Annotated in this window: 16 protein-coding genes and 2 pseudogenes; 5 read left to right on the top strand and 13 right to left on the bottom strand. The window is 37.1% G+C overall.

Annotated elements, in window-relative coordinates; genetic code table 11:
• Nucleotides 1–110: 110 nt before the first annotated feature.
• From IV87_RS02375 to IV87_RS02360, 4 genes are all read right to left on the bottom strand, one after another.
• Complete coding sequence (locus tag IV87_RS02375; RefSeq protein ID WP_057805296.1) at nt 111–671, bottom strand: TetR/AcrR family transcriptional regulator; 561 nt, start codon at nt 669–671, stop codon at nt 111–113.
• 15 nt (nt 672–686) lie between these two features.
• Nucleotides 687–3251, bottom strand: a complete 2565-nt coding sequence (locus tag IV87_RS02370; protein ID WP_057805307.1) for an FtsX-like permease family protein — start codon at nt 3249–3251, stop codon at nt 687–689.
• A gap of 8 nt (nt 3252–3259) precedes the next feature.
• Nucleotides 3260–3961 (bottom strand): ABC transporter ATP-binding protein, encoded by a 702-nt coding sequence (locus IV87_RS02365; RefSeq protein ID WP_057805295.1) that lies wholly within the window; start codon nt 3959–3961, stop codon nt 3260–3262.
• A gap of 688 nt (nt 3962–4649) precedes the next feature.
• Nucleotides 4650–5636: a choloylglycine hydrolase family protein gene (locus IV87_RS02360; RefSeq protein ID WP_057805294.1), complete on the bottom strand. Its 987-nt coding sequence runs from the start codon at nt 5634–5636 to the stop codon at nt 4650–4652.
• Nucleotides 5637–6056: 420 nt separating this feature from the next.
• Between IV87_RS02360 and IV87_RS02355 the strand changes: the two genes are divergently transcribed.
• The 4 genes and pseudogenes from IV87_RS02355 (at nt 6057) to IV87_RS02335 (ending at nt 10574) form a co-directional block, all read left to right on the top strand.
• Nucleotides 6057–7256 (top strand): GGDEF domain-containing protein, encoded by a 1200-nt coding sequence (locus IV87_RS02355; RefSeq protein ID WP_057805293.1) that lies wholly within the window; start codon nt 6057–6059, stop codon nt 7254–7256.
• Between the two features lie 187 nt (nt 7257–7443).
• A complete protein-coding gene (locus IV87_RS02350) occupies nt 7444–8151 on the top strand; it encodes an EAL domain-containing protein (RefSeq protein ID WP_057805292.1) in 708 nt (235 codons plus the stop codon).
• Between the two features lie 281 nt (nt 8152–8432).
• Nucleotides 8433–9595, top strand: a pseudogene (locus tag IV87_RS02345) (GGDEF domain-containing protein).
• 262 nt (nt 9596–9857) lie between these two features.
• Nucleotides 9858–10574, top strand: a complete 717-nt coding sequence (locus IV87_RS02335) for an EAL domain-containing protein (RefSeq protein WP_057805289.1) — start codon at nt 9858–9860, stop codon at nt 10572–10574.
• 103 nt (nt 10575–10677) lie between these two features.
• Here IV87_RS02335 and IV87_RS02330 read toward each other — a convergent pair whose 3' ends face one another.
• The 7 genes and pseudogenes from IV87_RS02330 to IV87_RS02300 form a co-directional block, all read right to left on the bottom strand.
• Nucleotides 10678–12018: a glycosyltransferase family 2 protein gene (locus tag IV87_RS02330; RefSeq protein WP_057805288.1), complete on the bottom strand. Its 1341-nt coding sequence runs from the start codon at nt 12016–12018 to the stop codon at nt 10678–10680.
• A 6-nt stretch (nt 12019–12024) separates the two neighbouring features.
• A complete protein-coding gene (locus IV87_RS02325; RefSeq protein WP_057805287.1) occupies nt 12025–12543 on the bottom strand; it encodes a hypothetical protein in 519 nt (172 codons plus the stop codon).
• Nucleotides 12543–13358, bottom strand: a complete 816-nt coding sequence (locus IV87_RS02320; protein ID WP_057805286.1) for an EAL domain-containing protein — start codon at nt 13356–13358, stop codon at nt 12543–12545. Before IV87_RS02320 ends, IV87_RS02325 begins: the two co-directional genes overlap by 1 nt.
• Before the next feature lie 125 nt (nt 13359–13483).
• A complete protein-coding gene (locus tag IV87_RS02315) occupies nt 13484–14251 on the bottom strand; it encodes a sulfite exporter TauE/SafE family protein (protein ID WP_057805285.1) in 768 nt (255 codons plus the stop codon).
• Between the two features lie 42 nt (nt 14252–14293).
• Nucleotides 14294–15768, bottom strand: a pseudogene (locus IV87_RS02310) (MFS transporter).
• Between the two features lie 161 nt (nt 15769–15929).
• The gene (locus IV87_RS02305) at nt 15930–16283 is read right to left on the bottom strand and encodes a type II toxin-antitoxin system PemK/MazF family toxin (protein WP_057805284.1); all 354 of its coding nucleotides are present in this window, start codon (nt 16281–16283) and stop codon (nt 15930–15932) included.
• Nucleotides 16273–16500 carry a hypothetical protein gene (locus tag IV87_RS02300; protein ID WP_057805283.1) on the bottom strand — a complete coding sequence of 76 codons (228 nt, stop codon included), beginning with the start codon at nt 16498–16500 and terminating at the stop codon, nt 16273–16275. The genes IV87_RS02305 and IV87_RS02300 overlap by 11 nt, the downstream gene beginning before the upstream one ends.
• Before the next feature lie 177 nt (nt 16501–16677).
• Between IV87_RS02300 and IV87_RS02295 the strand changes: the two genes are divergently transcribed.
• A complete protein-coding gene (locus IV87_RS02295; protein ID WP_057805282.1) occupies nt 16678–17163 on the top strand; it encodes a glutathione peroxidase in 486 nt (161 codons plus the stop codon).
• Nucleotides 17164–17237: 74 nt separating this feature from the next.
• Here the strand turns inward: IV87_RS02295 and IV87_RS02290 are convergent, their stop codons facing one another.
• Together IV87_RS02290 and IV87_RS02285 are read right to left on the bottom strand one after the other, a co-directional pair.
• Nucleotides 17238–17774 carry a DUF1697 domain-containing protein gene (locus tag IV87_RS02290; RefSeq protein ID WP_057805281.1) on the bottom strand — a complete coding sequence of 179 codons (537 nt, stop codon included), beginning with the start codon at nt 17772–17774 and terminating at the stop codon, nt 17238–17240.
• A gap of 98 nt (nt 17775–17872) precedes the next feature.
• The gene (locus IV87_RS02285) at nt 17873–19078 is read right to left on the bottom strand and encodes a metal-dependent hydrolase family protein (protein WP_057805280.1); all 1206 of its coding nucleotides are present in this window, start codon (nt 19076–19078) and stop codon (nt 17873–17875) included.
• Nucleotides 19079–19081 lie beyond the last annotated feature (3 nt).

The following is a 19081-nucleotide window of genomic DNA, read 5'->3' as shown; positions in this document are numbered from 1 at the left end:
TAATGTACATTCTACAACCGCCCATTACATTCTATACAAAAAAGTGTTAAGTAATCAGATCTCTCTAATCACTTAACACTTAATTCTTATCATCAAAACTATTCATTAATTCATTTCAAAATTCGATCCAAAATCCCCTGAACAAGATCCGTAACTAGTTGATCAAAGTCACCACTGGGTAGTTCATCTTGGTGATTATCAACCACAATAAGTGCCTCGAACAACTGCTGGATGCGGTCCATCGTCATTTCTGGTTGTAACAGATTATTTTGCTGCCACCGTTTTATCAATTGAAAAACGGTATGGTACATGAAATCCTCTTGTACCGAAGAATCATCCTTAATCAACTGTTTTAGCTTTGGATTTGTATACCAAGCTTGTAACACTAAACTATTTGTTGCCTGTTTCATCAGCTGGCGCATCACTTTAGGCAACAAGACTCGTGGATCTTCATTCAAATCATTCGCATTCAAAACTTCTTGCTTAACTCGATTATTCTCTGCCGCATAAACTTGAATAAAGATTTCTTCCTTTGCACTATAAAAGCGATAGAAAGTTCCCACTGCAACTCCAGCACGTTGCGTAATTTTGGCAATATTTGTTCCTTTAAATCCTAATTCACTAAACGTTTCTTGCGCAGCATTAAAAATTTTTTGCTGTTTTTCTTGCATGAAAGACTCTCCTCCCTATTCGCTCGCCGCCAAAGCATCCAGCATGTCAATTCGTTTCAGTTTATAATGCGTCAAAACTCCGATAAACAAACTGAAGCATCCCGTGATAACTGCCGACCAAATGTATCCTGGATAATGAATTGTCATTGGGAACAGAATGCTGCCTGTTTGTGCTTTAACCATAATAAACTGATGTAAAAACAGACCAATTCCCCAGCCAAGAATAATTCCCGCAACTGTGAAAACAACATTTTCTCGAGCAACATATGCCGTCACTTCACGATCATAAAAACCTAGTACCTTAATAGTGGCTAGTTCCCGCATTCGTTCCGAAATATTGATATTGGTTAAATTATAGAGCACCACCAAAGCAAGCGCACCAGACATGACAATCATAATTAAGACAACTGATCCCAAACCACCGGTACTCAATGCACTAGCTGCATAGCGAGGAAAACTAACGTTCAAAACACCGTTTTCTTTTAAAAGCTGGCGACTTAGTTTTTCACGTTGGGCTTTTTTAGTTTGGTTGGTTTTCACCAGTCGTGTTGTTGCTTTAGCTGAATTACCGGTTAAGTGGTGATAATAACTTTTGGTTGTGTAAATCCAGTGACCTGCATAATTTTTTGTGACGCCGGTTACTTTAGCTTTCACTTTTTTGCCACTAATCTGAAGCGTCACCAAACTTCCCCGTTTAGCATTCATATCAGTTGCAAGTTTTTCAGACAAAACAACGCCTTGATCAGACAACTTGATTTTCTTTCCCGTCGTCACTGATTTTAAAGTCACATACTGGCTAAAATTTGCAGTTGCTTTAGGTACAATCAAGGTAACAGTATCATTAGCAGTTCCATGTGTAGGACGGGCCGTAATCGACTTAGCCATTACTGATTTTTGCCCAGAAATATTAGCCGCATGAATTCTTTGGGTGGCCTTTTTTACGGTGACTAATGCTTGAAAATGTTGAACATCTTCATACTGAGTAGGAACCAGATCATCAACTGAATTCTGAATACCAAAACCAGTTAAAATTAACCCGGTACATCCCGCAATTCCGACAATTGTCATTAACATGCGGCCCTTGTATCTAAACAAGTTTCGATAACTTACTTTTTGATTGAAACTGAGTCTTCTCCATAATGGCGTAATTCTCTCCATTAGAATTCGTTTGCCAGCTTTAGGTGCTCGTTCACGCATTAGATTAGTCGGTACCTCACGCAAATTAATCGTCAACACGATCAAGGCACTGCCCAGCGTGGCAACTAAACCAGCGATCATGGTTTGGGCTAAATAAGACCACGGAATCACGCCCACAAATGCCGTTAAGTTGTTATTGCTAAGGAGACTAAACACAAATTGAGGCAGCGTCAGCATTCCTAATACCCCACCAAGACCTGCTCCCAAGATTCCGGCCAACAGTGTATACACAATGTACTTCATTGCAATCTCGTGTTTAGTATATCCAAGGGCACGCATTAACCCAATTTCGCGTCGGTTTTTCTCAACCATTCGCGATACAGTTGTGAAAGTAATTAAAATGGCAATAAATAGGAAGAAACCGGGAAAAATAATGGCAATCGCGGCAATACTATGTGACTCATCAAAATAATCTTGATAACCGGGATTGGCACTTCGATCGTTATATAGATAGGTAGGGCGGGCGATTTTTTTAATTTGTGCTTCAGCCCGTTTGATTTCGGCTTTAGCAGTCGTTAATTTACGTTTGGCCGCCTTAGTTTTCGTCGTTTGATATCCACTAGGAATTTTGGTCAGTTGTTTTTCTTGTTGCTTTATTTTGGCTTTTTGTTTATTGAGTTTAGCTTGCGCACTATTTTGTAATTGGGTTTGGCGTTGTTCTGGTCGTTTACTGAGACTCTTTTTTAAACTCGTCTTTTGTTTATCTATGTAGTTGTTATAGCTATCCGTTCCGGCTGCATATTGAGACGACTTTTTAAACTGGACTGCGATTGTAGGATAAACTTTTTGCTTAAAGGTACTATTGGGCACATAGGCAAAATAATTTACCGTTCCGTTGCCTAAGTTCGTCGTTCCACGATCAGTACTGCTCACATATTGCGGTGAATTCACAAAACCTACTATTTTAAACTTGCGCCGGTTCAAATTGCTGTTTTTAGGCAAACGGTAGATATCGCCAATGTGATAACCATTCTCCTTAGCCTTGATATCCAGCACAAGTTGATTGGCCTGAGTGGGTAATTTACCACTCACCAACTTTAATTGATCTAGTTTGGCTTGCTTTTGATAACCATACACACTGACAATTTGACTTCGACTTTTTTGTAAAGTCACCATATGAATCGGTAGGGCTGTTTTCACCTGCTTGTTTTGCTTAATTGAAGTTAAATCGCGGTTCGTTAATCCCATTGTTGAACTGACTTTAACGTCACTTAGTTTTTGTTGCTTAAAGTAATGATTGGCGGTTTGATTTAAATCAGGGCCGACACTACGAATTCCCACGTAAAGTAACGAACCCAACAAAATGATCAGCACAATCGACACAAATTTACCCATTGATTGACTAATTTCTCTCATGGTAGCTTTAAAATAAGTTCGATTCATTTTTACACCTACCATTCAATATTTTCTACAGGCGTTGGTTGTTCATTAATATCGATTCCCTGAACTTTAGCGTCTTTTAAATGAATCACTTTGTCAGCCATGGGAGCAATCATTGAGTTATGCGTCACGATTAAAACTGTTCGGTTCGTTTTGCGGGCTGTATCTTGCAACAACTTTAAAATTTGTTTTCCCGTATGATAATCCAAGGCACCTGTAGGTTCATCGCATAACAACAGCTTAGGATTTTTAGCCAGTGCTCGGGCAATGGCAACTCTTTGTTGCTCACCACCTGAAAGTTGCGCTGGAAAATTAGTCATTCGTTTTTCCAAGCCCACATGTTTTAACGTATCTTCTACATTTAGCGCATCGGTGGCCACCTGACTAGCCAATTCAACATTTTCTTGCGCTGTTAAATTCGGAATTAAATTATAAAACTGAAAGACAAATCCCACCATGGTTCGTCGATAAGCCGTTAATTGCCGTTCATTATAAGTTGCAATGTCTTCGCCATCAATAATGATACTGCCCTCACTGGGATGATCCATTCCGCCTAACACGTTCAGCACCGTTGATTTTCCAGCTCCTGATTCACCCAAAATGATAACCAATTCGCCTTCATTAATATCAAAATTAACTTTATCGTTAGCTACGATTACGTTGTTTTCCATTGTGTATCGTTTCGTTTCATCTTTTAAAGTAATAAACGCCATTTTAGTAAGCCGTCCTCTCAAGGTTGTTTGACTGATAACTGAATTATAGCATTTAAAATTAGAACGCAATGAAAGTTAGAACTAAATAAAAAACATCAAATATTGAAAAGAATTTCTTCATTATCTGACATTTCTAAGCTTATTTTAAAAGTTGAAAGCACAAAATCGCATTCAACTACCTGATACAAAAACGCTTATGGTAACAAAATTAGATTAAAATGCCGTCTTCCAGCAAATTTGGGCTGGAACGTAGTGGGCACGACTTAGAGCCGAAATACACGTCTCTAAGTTCGGCCTTTATCTAAGCGAAATCCGCTAAGATAAATGTCACTACTGAGCCCATTTGCTTCCAGACTAAGTCTAATCTTTGCAATCTACATAGCGATATAAAGGTTATTATATCGGCGTTGCTGCACATTATTAATGCTTAAAACGTTCTTAGTCCGGAGGCGATTGGTCTCAGGGGTGAAATTATTCTTAGTAATTTATTACTTAGAATAAGGCCGAGTTTGAAGACAAGTGTTCTTCTTGGCTTCAAATCGTGCCCACCCCGTTCCAGACCAAGTGAGCCGCAGGACGGCAGTTAGACTACTTTTCATAAACTAAACTGTTTACCGCCAGTTACTGGAAACGCTTTGGCAGTTTCAATCTTTAGACAAATTTTTAAAAAACCTTAAAGTGGCTATTGTTAATTCACAGAATTAAATTGTTGTGTATTCTGTAACGGATATTCGCTTGGTTTGCTCGCATTAAGCAACTCAGGTGTCAATACCACTCGTGTGATGGTTTGATCATCATACGGCTGCATATAATAAGCACCTTCATCAAGACTCATATAACCACGATACTGCGAATAATCACAGCCACCCTCATTGTCAGCCTTAACTCCCTTAGGAATCTCCACACTATTCAAAATATGGGTTAACGCATTAATTGATCCAGCTTCTGTATCGGCCTTTTCCGTATTTTCACGAATAAATGCTGCTCGTACAAATCGTGAAACAGACGTATAGTCACCTGGCAATCCAAGCGCACCACTGCCTAAACCATAAGCATCCGATTCAAAGTCACCATATGATTTGGAACTGTGTGAAGTCGGTTTTAATTGAACATAATTATTCAAATTTTTTAAATGCCACTGAAAATCAGGACTATTAGTCATGACTTTAACTGGATCATCCATAACCTTCATGCCGTTTTCATCCTGTTCCAAAACAACACAAGCACCTGATTTATCCGCCACGATCCAGTGAAGTGGCACCACCATTTTGAACAAGTCATTAGCTACTGCCACAATGTTCACGTCACTAATCTTTGTCTTTAAATCGGCCACACTTGAGACATTACCTAAAATCCAGTTAACCACTTCATGGGGAGCCAAGTTTGTTTTATTTTCATCAGTTTGATCTGCAAATTTTGCTAAACCATCGAAATAAAGGGTGGCCGCACCTAAGCCGACTTCGTTGACGCCATCCACTAAAATATATCCATTTAAATCACGACCAGCACCTGTAAAACCTAGTTTTGTATCAAAGCCAGTTGTCTGAGCGTCACTCTCAAAATGAAAATTACGGGGAATTACAACAGGACGGCCGCCCAATTCAAACGAGAAATCCATCGTTCGCGCTAAAAACCATTTACCCTTTGCATTTTTGTACATTACGCTTGTGCACATCTGTGCGTCACATCCTATCGTTTAATTTGTGCTAACTTTTAGTACATAAAAACAGTATATTCTGATTGAAAAGGCAATTCAAACGAAATATTTAACCATCTTTTGCAACAAAACGCATAATTTACCGTATTTATCTGTCAATTTGTGCTACACTTCTCAGTAAGGTGCCAAATCTTATCAGACAATTGTCTGATGCGTATGAGAATACGCCGCACATTATTGTGCTACAGCAACCATTCCGACTACTATGATGGTTGCTTTTTTTGTGTTTTTAAACAGATTGAATGAATATATATTAAATTCATTATTTTCCTTGTTGATTATCGATAATTTGTTATAATTAAACAGCATTCTCATTAATTACTCGTATTTTAAAATATTTAATCCTTTGTCAATCACTTAGTTAAGAGATGAATTATTTTGACCCAACAAACCTGGCTACTATCGCCACTGTTTACTGGTATTTTTGTCACTTTGGGCATCATTTTGTTTTTTCAATTACTAGCACGCTCTTTAACGTCTTATTCCAACAATAAGGAAGCGCCAATCAATTATTTGGTGGGCCGTTTGTCCCTTTTAAGTGGCGTTTATTTTTCCGTACTGGCCATTTATTTTGAAGTGGCAGCAGCTCAGCAAAACAGCGATACTGCCTTCATTAATTTTAGGTTGTTGCTCCTATCATATGCCATTGTATTCTTGGGGCGCCGAACCACCTATATTATCCTTTCCTGTAGTTTTATCACCCGTTTCATTTTTTGGGGATTTTCCTTTGGAACCTTAATCTTCATCATTGTTTCAATAATTATGTACCTTATTTTTACTTTTAATCTGTATATGGTTCGTAAACATAAAAGCAGTCAGCTTCTTTTAATCAGTATGTTAAACATCATTGTGGGTATTCTTTGGCTAACATTACACTTTGTTCGTCTTGATTATTTAGGCGATATTCCCATGAATCAGGTGCTCTTCTTCTGGCTTAGTTTTGCCATCATGAATTACGTTTTATACTATGGCTTAACGCAGCTGAACAACGAAAACGATTATTTAAATACATTAACGCATCAGGCTACTGTTGATCCTTTAACACAGCTAAAAAATTATGCGGTTTTCAAAACAGATTTTACAAAAGAATTTACTACTTATCACAAATCAACGAAACCACTCGCAATGGTTGCCCTTGATATTGATTACTTTAAGCGAGTTAACGACCAACACGGTCATCTAGCTGGCAATAAAATCCTGATCAGCATTGGTAAAATTTTAACTGCCGAAACACTTAAAATTCCTGATGCTCATTGCTATCGTGTTGGTGGCGAGGAATTTAATGTGTTACTACCAAATATCAGCTTAGAACAAGCCAGTCAATTTAGTCAGAAATTGCAAACTAAAATCCGTAATACCAGTTTTGACCTTACTGCCGATAAAAGTATTCAAATCACTGTTTCGATGGGTGTTTCGGTGCTTCACTCTACCGATACTGCTCAAAATTTGTTTTATGAACGCACTGATCAAATGCTGTATCATTCCAAAGGTGAGGGTCGCGATCGCATAACCGTTTCAGAACCGGAACAAAAACAACAACCTGAAACATCAGAGAAAAGTTCAATTGATCTTGAATAAACGTGATCACAGTCTGATTTTTTTCAAATGGTTACTTGTATTTTTATACAGGAATGCTAAACTAAATATTGTTAAGTTAACACATAATAAAAACTGCTCATTTAATGTTTAGGCATTGAAAACGACCCATACTTGTGAGAGATCAAGTACGGGCCTTTTTATTTTTTTCATTTGGAGATGACTTGCTATGATAAGATTCTGGGGACAACCCAAATTTTCACGCGAACCGTTAGAACCAATTGGTTACGAACTTTTTCTACGTGAATATAACGTTGATAGTTGGGAAGTGCCCTCTAATTTCGGTAAATTTTCGGCTGCCGAAATTGCTGATTTGTTAGTTCGCACTGCACCACAACTACCGGCAAAAATGACTTATATTTCACTCAATCTAGATATCGATCAGTTTGTTGATCCTGTTTTTTTGCAAGCCTTTTTTGCCATTAAACAACAACTGACTAACACTAAATTATCCATTGAGTTAACCGAACGAGCTGGTCAACTCAACGTTTCTGATAACCAACTGGTTACTGCTGCACAACGATTTAAAACAGCTGGTTTTCACGTCATTTTGGATGATGTCAGTTCTGGAGATAATCAGTTGCAACGAGTTGAACTATTAAATCCTTTTGTTCACGAATATAAATTTGCTATTCAAAATTTTCGTCCGTTTGCATCACTGGAAGAAATCATCCCTAATTTAGTATTCTGGCGTAACTGCGCCCAACGAAATCAAAAATTATTTACAATTGAGGGTGTAGAATCCAAACAGGACCTATTATTACTTTCTCATTATCACGCCGATATGTTCCAAGGTTTCGCACTTGGACGACCAATCTACTTGCCCACCCAAGACGATCCTCATAATGTAATTGTGCAATCCAATAATCTCTACTAAAAATCAAAAATTGTTTTTAATCATCCAGTTAAGGTTGATTATTTTTTTTGCCAAATTTCTATACCAATCGGTAGTTTTTCCTTATTTATCACGTATAAAAAAGCATTTTAAAGGCTAAATGGTATTATCACGTTTATTTTCAAAAAATTAAAGGACTGATATTATTATTGCTGTTTTAGTTCATATTGCTATATAATTGAATAGTTCAAGAAATTTTGTCAATTCACATATATGTACATAGTTCTTATTCAGTATACAAATACTTATCATTTAGTTAAGAGATGATTGAAATGACTCAAACCAATTGGTTTCTATCTCCATTATTCACAGGAATTTTTGTAACCCTTGGTGTCATTGTTTTTTTCCAAATTTTAGCTCGCTTAATAATTTCACATTATGGTAACTTATCTCAAACTGTTAACTACCTTACAGGCCGTTTAGCTGTTTTTAGTGTGATCTATTTTTCCATTTTAGGCGTGTATTTTGAATATATTGTTGCACGTCAAGGTCATGACTTAGGTTTTGTTGACTTTCGTCTTCTGCTTCTCTTTTATGTCACCATTTACTTAAGTAGGTGGAGTAGTAATATCATCATCGCGATGAGTTTTCTTGCGCGCATTGTTTTGTGGGGATTTACTCCTGGCACTTTTTACTTCTTCATAACTACGCTAGTCATTTATTTACTCACAATTGGGTTAATTGCAATCGCACATAAACATCACTTACCACAAATTATATTAATTGGTTCTCTGGATCTCGTTGTGGGTGCTCTATGGCTTATCTTTAATTATTTGCAGTTACCTTATTTTGGTTCAGTAACCAACAATATTGCTTTATTCAACTGGATCAGCTTCATCATTATGAATGCCGTGCTTGAATTTGGTATTCGCCATCTCAATCAGGAAAACAATTACCTAACTCACCTGAGTCGTCAGGCTAGCACCGATCCGTTAACTAAATTGAATAACTATCTAATTTTTAAAGATGATTTTGAAACCCAATATACCGAATTTCAACACTCTAGTCAGCCTTTAACAATGGTCGCTCTTGACATTGATTATTTTAAACGTGTTAACGACGAGCATGGTCATCTTGCAGGCAACGAAATCTTGCAATGGTCGCCCAGATTTTAACAGACGAAGTTGAAAAAGTACCAAATGCCAAAGTTTATCGTGTTGGTGGTGAGGAGTTTAACATTATTTTACCCAACGTTGACTTAAAACAGGCAACAAAATTTGGCCACCATTTACAGGATCGAATCCGCTATAACATCTTTTCTATTGATCATTTAAAACTACGCATTACCGTTTCAATGGGTGTGGCTAAACTTCATCATGGGGACATTACTTCCAATTTATTTTATGAACGAACTGATCAAATGCTGTACCAATCCAAAGGTAAAGGACGTAACCGCGTAACGGTTGAAAACGGAAATGAGCTCTAAAGCTATTACATTATACAAACTTGTGCAATAGCTTTTTTATGTTTTTGCGTATTTTATTAATAGTACATTTCATGACCAGAAAACACGAAAATTTTTGAATTTAGTAATTAATTCTCAAAAAAATCGTTTATCTAAGTATTAATCTCAAAACAATTTGTATAAATCGTACGAAATTCAATTGTATTTTCTTATATTTGTGCTAGAATAATGTGGAATTAGTTTATGCTAAATGTATGAATTAAATTTAAACGGGGGCTTTAAAATGATTCGTTTCTGGGGACAATCTAAGTTTTCAGTCGATCCGCTTAAACCGGTGGGTTGTGAGTTATTTTTACGCGAAAAAATTGGTCAAAGCTGGGTTCTACCAAATAACTTTGATCAATTTTCACCTCGCCAAATTGCCGATCTCTTGTTGCAAACTGTCCCTGCGCTTCCTAAAGGACTTAAAAATGTTTCCATTAACTTAGATCCGGAACAATTTATTGATCCTAATTTTTGTGATACTTTGAAAAAAATCAAAAATCAATTATTACCAGTTACATTAGAAGTTGAATTAACTGAGCACCCGGCTAATTGTGTGATCAGTACTGATCAAATACGACTCGCAGCCAAACGATGGTTTGATGCCGGAATCGACTTAGTTATGGATGACGTCGGCTCTGGTGAAAATCAAATTGATCGCACCTTGCAACTCGATCCCTATGTACAAGAATACAAATTTGCTATTCAAAACTTCCGACAAACCCGTTCCTTAACTTCGATCATTCATAATTTATCATTTTGGTGCGAAGAAGCTGAAAAAAAGCATAAATTATTTACAGTTGAAGGAATCGAATCCAAAACGGATTTAGAGCTCTTAATTAATTATCGAATTAATATGCTACAGGGATTTAGTCTGGGACACCCCGTATATTTACCAACACTAGCTGAGCAATCAAAAAATTCAGTTATTCAATTTACGAAAAGTAAGAATAGCTAGTTTGATAATCTATGAAATTAAATAAAATCAACACTTTTTGGCATCGGTAACTAACTGATGTCGTTTTTTTGTTTTAAAGCTTGCTTCTGGCTGTCTTTATAAATTAGTCAGTTTTATTTTTCTCTTCGTTCAGAATCTTGCGCCGTTTGGGACTCACCCACGTACCAGATCCACGACCAAAAATCGTTTTTAACGCTGGTATAAAAGTCATCACCACCGTCACCGGATTGATCATCCAATAAAACAGCATATATAATGGCGCAAACAATAAGTATTTCAACTTAGCTCCATGATGGTCTAATATCAATGCCGCCAATAACTGCATAAATCCGGCAAACATTTCAAAACTAACAAAGATGAAGGACATTTCAATGCTGTGCATAAATCTTTCCCAGTTACCGGTCATCGCAAAATAAATCAATGTGGCGATAAATAAGGCAGCGGTAATTAAAAAGAAAAATGACCAAATAATTGATAGTGTCGAATCAACAAACATTGACATTTGATAACGTTTTTTAATCGGATGACACACAAATTTTTTAATATTTGTCAGCCAGACTTCCGTTCCACCCTGAGCCCATCTTTTTCTTTGTCGATAAAGATCTGAAATGGTTTCTGGCACATTCATGTGAAAAACAATATTCGGTGCAAACCTTGGGACGGCTCCAATCATTTGATGATCCCAGGCAATACTAATATCTTCCGTCGCTCGATCTTGGCGAAAGCCACCCACATCAATCAAAAAGCTTTTCCGATATAATGTATTGGCGCCGCTATAGGCATACATAGAATCATTAATCGCAGCCTGACTACGTTTAATTACTCCCACAATACTAGAAAATTCAACCGTTTGTGATTTCCCCAGTAACTTTGTTCGGTTCGAAACGTCCATATTAGCCGTTACCGCGGAAGTATTGAGATCCCGATCATGAATAAAATAGTTCATATATTTCATTAACGCGTCTGGTTCCGGAATTGTATCCGCATCGTTGCTCAGAATATAATCTCCCTTGGCAAAAAACATACCAATGTTAAAAGCATGCGCTTTTCCTTCATTTTTCACAATATGAATCATTCGCAAACGTGGATATTTGTCCTCTAAATCCATCACAATTTTTTCAGTTTCATCGGTAGAACCATCATTCATTACTAAAACTTCGTAATTATCATAATTCAATTGTTCAAACAAATAATTAATCGTGTCCGCAATCATAATTTCTTCGTTATGGGCAGGAATCATAATGGTCACCATTGGTTGTTTGTTTTTAGGTAGCACCTGCCAATCACTATCTGTTTTTTCAGTTCGTAACCACCGATAACTCAGTGCGCCACAAAACCAAAAGAAAGAGCCAATCACCGGATACAAACAGAGAATTAATAAGAATATGTTTAAAAGTGTTGCACTTAAAGTACTGCCAAAAACATGATTAATCATAACTATCATCGCTTTCTATAGATCGTCAATATGATGTTGATCAAAAAGTTGTTTGATTTCGTGAGTCTTTAAATTTTGCTCTGGTTCAACCCGATAATTACGTGTATTTTGACGCGCTTTTTCAGGTCCAAATCTACGATCCATAAACTGATCGAGCTCTGTTGTCCGTTTTTTTTGATTAATGGGATTAAAAGTTGGCCATTGTTCAACTAATCGATCACGTTTTCGATTTTGAATAAGTGCCATCGAAACACTGAATACCAACACCATCACAAAAGCAAACAATAAAATAACACCAATAAATTGAATTTCAAAAATACCTTCACGATATGTCCACAATGGTTTGAAAAAGTGATATTTAACACCTAAGTATGAAAGAATCGTCACAATCAAGGGCACCACTACGCAAATCCAGCCAAATAACGCAACAAGTGTCTGCCAAACTTTTAACCACCAATGGCCTTTTTCAAAATAATGATCTGTATACGCGCTCTGTATCTGGGAAGTTTTTTCTTCTTTTGTTTTTTGTGCCATTATTTCTCACTCCGTTCATCCCGTGGATCAATTGGATGTCCAAATAAATAGCCTTGGCGAATCTCAATCTTTAATTGTTGTGCCAGTGCTTCGTCTTCAGCGTTTTCAATACCAGTTAAAACCAAATTAATATGGCGTTCTTGTGTTAAATGGTTCCAAAATTGTAAATTTAAATCTAACCATTCATTAGGATCCGTTTTACGAAAACTACGCATGGAACATTTTAGTGTATCCGTAACAGGTAACATCCATTCAATATCAGACAAATTAGTTAATTTTGAACCAACGTTATCTACGGAAAAATGCATGCCATAATGACGTCCATTTTGAATATGTCTGCGAAACTTTCGTTTATGTAAGTTTTCGCTATTTCTTCCCGTTGTATATTCAACATTCAACTTCATCGGTTCAATATTGCTAATTGCCCAGCGCACAAAGTAATCAAATTCATCACTAATGACTTGCTCGTACTCCAAATTAATTGACAATGTAATTGACTTCTCTGGCAAAGATTTAAATGTTTCTTCCAATAGAAAAATGACGCGTTGTAACGGCAAAGTTTTTAGTTCAGTTGGCAATTTCCATGAACCGTCTTCTTGATGTTGACGTAATAAACATTCGTAACCCGTTAATTCACCACGGTAATTTACTTGTTTTTGAATAAAATAGCGTAGGTCCAACTGCTTTTTTGCAAGGTAATTGTTGGACCGTTTACGCGAACGATAATAATAAATCACGATGGTTATTAAAAATATAAGCATCGTAGCCAAACTAATTTCTAAAAGAAGGCTTTCTAGTTGTCTTAGTGTTTCCATAGTATTGAACCTAATTTCAATAATAATGTATTTATTGCTATATCTTTAACTATACCCATTTGCTTTTTCTCATTCAATACAAGTTATAAATTAATAAAAAAAATCCGTGATAAAAAACACGAATTCTAATAATAAGCTGTATAAAACAAGTAAGCCGCCAAACCAAACGCGGCAAACGAGATTATGATGCGCAGCGGTTTTACAGGTACATGCCGAATAACTACCGGACCCATATAACCACCAACAAACATACCAATTCCAAGTGGAATCACCATCCACCAATAAACTTTCGTTGTAAAAGCATAGATAATTAAGGACAAGATGTTTGTCATAAACGCCGCAAAGTTTTTAATGGCATTAATTTCACCAAACGTTGCGTTAAGCGTCACAATCAAAATAGACAACATAATCATTCCGGCGGACGCCCCAAAATAGCCAATATAAACTCCCACTAAAAGAATTGCGATATTTTTCAGAATCATAATCTCTAAATGATGGGGATTTTCTGCTTTCTTAGGAACTGTATGCCGAAACTGTGACCACAACATCAATACACCGGCACCAAAAACTAAAAACGGCACAACTCGCTCAAATGTTTTGGCAGGGGCAATAACCAACAGAAAGCTGCCAACAACGCCCCCAATTAATGCATAGATTGTCACGTTTAACGCCGTTTTTCGAACATGATGAAGTTCTCGCAACGATGCTATGCTAGAGCCCGCACCGGTAAAAATTAATGCTGCCGTGTTCGTCACGTTTGCACTAACCGGTGGTAAACCCAGCATTAATAAAACCGGATACGAAACTAACGATGCCAACCCTGCAACAGATGATAAAAAGCCTGCTGCCAACCCAGTTGCTAATAAAATTATTGACATGAGCCATAGTGACAAACTAATCAACTTCTTCCTAACCTACCAACTAATTTTTCAGTACTACACTTCCACGTGTGCACGTCTTTCTAAATACTGTGCCCAGATGTTGATCGCCAATGAAATAAACATTAACACTAAGGAAAGCAACATAATATTATGCAAGCCATTATGCAAAATTGCGCGCATTTGGGGCAACAATTTTGCCGGTAAGGAACTAATATTGGTTGCATCACTCAATTTATTCATCATCTTCATCGTGACTGCGCCATTAGAATTGGACACGCCATGACGAAGCGCACTATTCATAACTAGGCCAAAGATGGATGCAGTAAATGTTTGGCTGAGCATTCTAATTAAAAAACTAAACGAAGTCGCAACGGGAACATCTTTCAGTTCAGCATCTTATTGCACCTTCACCTGAAGTTCATTGAAGCACGCTCCATTGCCAAAACCTTCAAATGCACCTGCCACAAGCAGAACCCAGTATGGTGTCTTTACACCACCAATGACAAGTAAGAGAAAGGACACAATTAGCATGACAATGCCAATTGCTACCACTCTTTGCGGAGTGAAATAGCGGCGCAATGTTGCCACCGATCCAGAGCCCATGAAGTTTGTAAACGAACTAGGAATCTGAGTAGCACCTCCGATTAAAGCCGTGGTTCCCAATAATCCTTGTGCCCACATTGGACTGTAAATTAAAAAACCAACAAAGGCTCCCCAAATTAACGTAAACAAAACGAAATCAATAACTAACGCCTGATTTTTAAACAAGCGACTAGGAATGATCGGATCTGCCACGCCTCTTTCAAAGTAAATCATGACACCCAAACAAACGACAGCAACCACTAATGCGATAACAACAAAGGTTACACTGGCAGTTCCAATCATTTCAATTCCGGCTAACAAACTGGTCAACCCGATGGTCATTAGAATGGAGCCCATATAGTCCACAGGCTTATTCTTGTGTGGCTCTTTTTCCAACTGATAATAAATTTGAACTAAGATCGCGGAAATCAGACCAATTGGCACGTTCAAATAAAAGACCCAGTGCCAAGAAAATGCATCCACAATGAACCCACCAACTAATGGTCCAATAATCGTAGCTGTACTATAGCTTGCAGAAACAAAACCCAGTACTTTCATCCGTTTTCGTGGGTCAGCATACATTCGTGCATAAATTATGTAAGGTAACGAAACAACTCCGCCATTGCCAATACCAGCGATGGTTCGCACAATGATCAAAAAAACAATGTTTGGTGCTAGTCCTTGCAGTAAAGAACCCACTACAAAGAATAGCGCAGCAAGCTGATAGCTTTGTTTGTTACCAATATGTTCACCAAGCTTACTCCAAAGCGGTGTACTAACCGCCGTTCCGAGGAGGAAGACCGCCACAATCCATCCATTAACTCAATTCCATGAAGATCAGATATAATCGCAGGCAAAGCCGTGTTTACAATGGTGCTATCCAACCCACTCATCGCATTGGATAGAAGTAGGGCACAGGTCACAATTAAAATATTTCGTTTTGACAAAGGGCTTGCCTTCTTCCTAAAAAAATTAACTAACTTTCATGTTACAACTTATTGAGAACCTGGTGTAAATTTTATTTACTTTTTCTTAGTAAAAAGTGGCGCAAGAATAAGCTATTAAAAAAGAGGTTGGAAAAATAATTTTTCAACCTCATTTATTAAAATTATACATAATTCAGAATCTGCTGATGCACCCTTAACACAACGGCAAACGAAGCATCATCCAATAAACCACCAGCAAACTCAACGTGACGACCAGCCATACTAAAAGTGTGAAATTGTAGTGGATTTACAAATCCTTCAATACCAAAATTCGTTTTGATGGGTACAAACAACTCTTTCAATCGATTATCAGCGGCATGCGTAATTGGAGAAACAGCCACCAATCCCGTTACCATTGTGTAGCCACTGTTGCTTAAAACAACGGCAGGATGTCTTCCTTTCAATTCGTTTGCTTTTGAAGGTTGAAAATTAATCCAAACAATATCTTGTTGCTCCGGAATATAATTAGAACTCATCCTTAGACAACTCCGTCTTAATTAGTCCTGTTTGTAGTTTGCCTTTATGCGTTTGAATAAATTTTTTATCTGTAAATGGATTGATAGTCTTTGGTGTGTAAACGATAGCACCATTACGACCATAAAAAACATCAAATTCAGTTTCACGCGGCTTAATATTACTAGGAACGGTTAATACATTAGAACTTCCAACTTTTCTTAGTTTTACACTGTGCATGATTATCATCCGCCTTTCTTTACATGTATATGCTATATATATTCAATCGGATAGTCAACAATTTGATTCGTCCATTACTAATAAATACGTCAAACTTGTAATTTTTAACTTGCTCAAGTCAAAAATAACGATTTTTATTTCTAAAATGGCTATAATAACGATAAGGAGGTCCTTTAAATGTCAGTATATGATTACACAGTTACCCTTGAAAATGGTGAAAGTTACTCACTTTCTAAATATCGTGGTCAACCAATGATTATCGTGAACACTGCCACCAAGTGTGGCTTTGCACCTCAATTTAAACAATTGGAACAGCTTTATCAAACTTACGCTGATCAAGGTCTCATTGTTTTAGGATTTCCATCTAACCAATTCAAACAAGAAGTTGCCTCAAGTCAAGAAGCAGCTGCTGCTTGTCGAACAACGTATGGTGTTAGTTTTCCCATGCATACGATCGCTGATGTGAATGGAAAAGATGCCTTACCACTTTTTGCTTACCTGACGAAGGCGGCTCCTGGTACGTTGGGCTCTGCAATCAAATGGAACTTCACCAAATTTTTAATTGATCGTGATGGTAATGTGGTCAAACGTTACGCACCTAAAACTAATCCGCTAAAAATGACGGATGAAATCGAATCCGTTTTGCAAAAGAAAGTACAATAGTTAGGTCAAATAAATAACCAAAGTTCAGTTTTAAGAAAACACAATTTCTTGGAATCAAGCTTTGGTTATTTTAGTTAATTTTGCAGCAATTGAAGCAGTTTAAGTGCTGTATTTCTGTTTCTAATCGTGACGTCTTTATAAAAAGACTCCTTCATTAATTTAGCATATACCGATTTACTAAAATCTTTTTTAAACGTCGAAGTCCAAAAAATAACATTGGGTTTAATTTCAATTTGATCATAATCTGTAATTTGCTGTTTAAGGTGTTGTAATGCTTTAGGATCAAAACTGGGTAACAAAAATAAAGCATTATGGCGCAAACTAGGATCAGCACCCCACCATTCAGGAACTTGTGCAAAATCCTGTTGATACTCATCTGCCGAAATCACAAGCATCGTCATCGAAAAAGTATAATTTTTCTTCAAAATTCTTTCAATTTTTTGCGTAACTGCCGCTTGAACTTGATCACTCTCAAAAATTAAGTTACCACTATTAATGTAAGAAATTACATTTGTAAAGCCAGTTTCCATCAAACTGCTCTTCAATTCCTTCATCACAACTTTATTATGACCACCTACATTGATACCACGCAATAAAAGTAAATATCTCATGTGACATGCCTTTCTTGCTAAATGATATTTCAATTGTAGCGCAACTTAGAGAAGGGGACATAAAAATCCTGATCTCAAGTTGAAATCAGGATTTTTAATTACACCACTTTATGTCCTTTTTTGTAAACTTCTTTGTCAGCCTGTTGAACGGCTTCAATCTTTTCTAATGGATTTTCTTTTAAAACCAAAAAATCGGCAACTTTTCCAGCAGCTAAACTTCCGTATGCATCATCAATTCGTAATAGTTGTGCCGCATAACTTGTTGCACCCAGCAATGCTTGATATGGGGTTGCACCAATCTCATGAACCAGTAGTGCCATTTCTTCCCAAGTTCCCGTTTTAAAGCTATTAAATGGCGTGCCTGCATCGGTTCCTACAACAATTTTAACGCCCTTTTTCAAGGCCATTGCAATATTTTTATAAAAATTTGCTTGCACTTTTTTATTTTTATCGATCATATAAGCCGGAATTTTACCTTCACCGTACTTAGAAATCGATGCCGCCGCATTTAACGTAGGTACTAAGTAAACGTTATGTTCACGCATGAACGTCGCTTGTTGTTCATCCACGTAAATTCCATGTTCAATTGAATCTACACCTGCATCTAAGGCATTTTGTATGCCTTGATTACCCTGGGCATGGGCAGCAACAATCATATGTTTAGAATGTGCTTCTTCGACTGCCACCTGCATTTCAGCTTCACTTAATTCGGTATCATCAACTTGATCGGTGGCTGACATTACACCACCAGTTGCCATAACCTTAATATTTTTTGCGCCATGTTTGAAAGCCTGACGCACCGACTTACGCATCTCATCATTTGAACTAACTAAGTAAGACCAATTAATTTTTCCATCTTCACCTTCACGAAAGTCACCATGACCACCAATCATTGAAAAAGGGCGACCACTAGGAAAGATTTCTGTACCCGTAAATTCGCCTTGCTCTGCTAACTTGTGTAACTTCAGATCAACATTAAATGCACAACCGCAATCACGAATATATGTAACTCCAGAATGCAGCAAATCTTTTAAATTACGTAAAGCTGTAAAAGCAATTTCAGTCTCCGATAAGAATTCCAATTTATTTGTATCAGGATTCATCATTAAATGTGTATGTGCGTTAATTAACCCCGGCATAACATATTGGCCATGCAAATCTACGTGAGGGTTATCATTTAACGGCGTTTCTGTTCCAGTTTCAGTAATTTTTCCTGTTTCATCATCGACGGTAAACCAAGCATCTGAAACAATTTCATCATCGATTCCATTAAACAATTTAGCATTGAAATAGGTTGTTCTCATTTT

Source organism: Pediococcus ethanolidurans, assembly GCF_001437405.1.
GTDB lineage: Bacteria > Bacillota > Bacilli > Lactobacillales > Lactobacillaceae > Pediococcus > Pediococcus ethanolidurans.
This window is presented reverse-complemented; position numbering and strand designations above follow the sequence as displayed.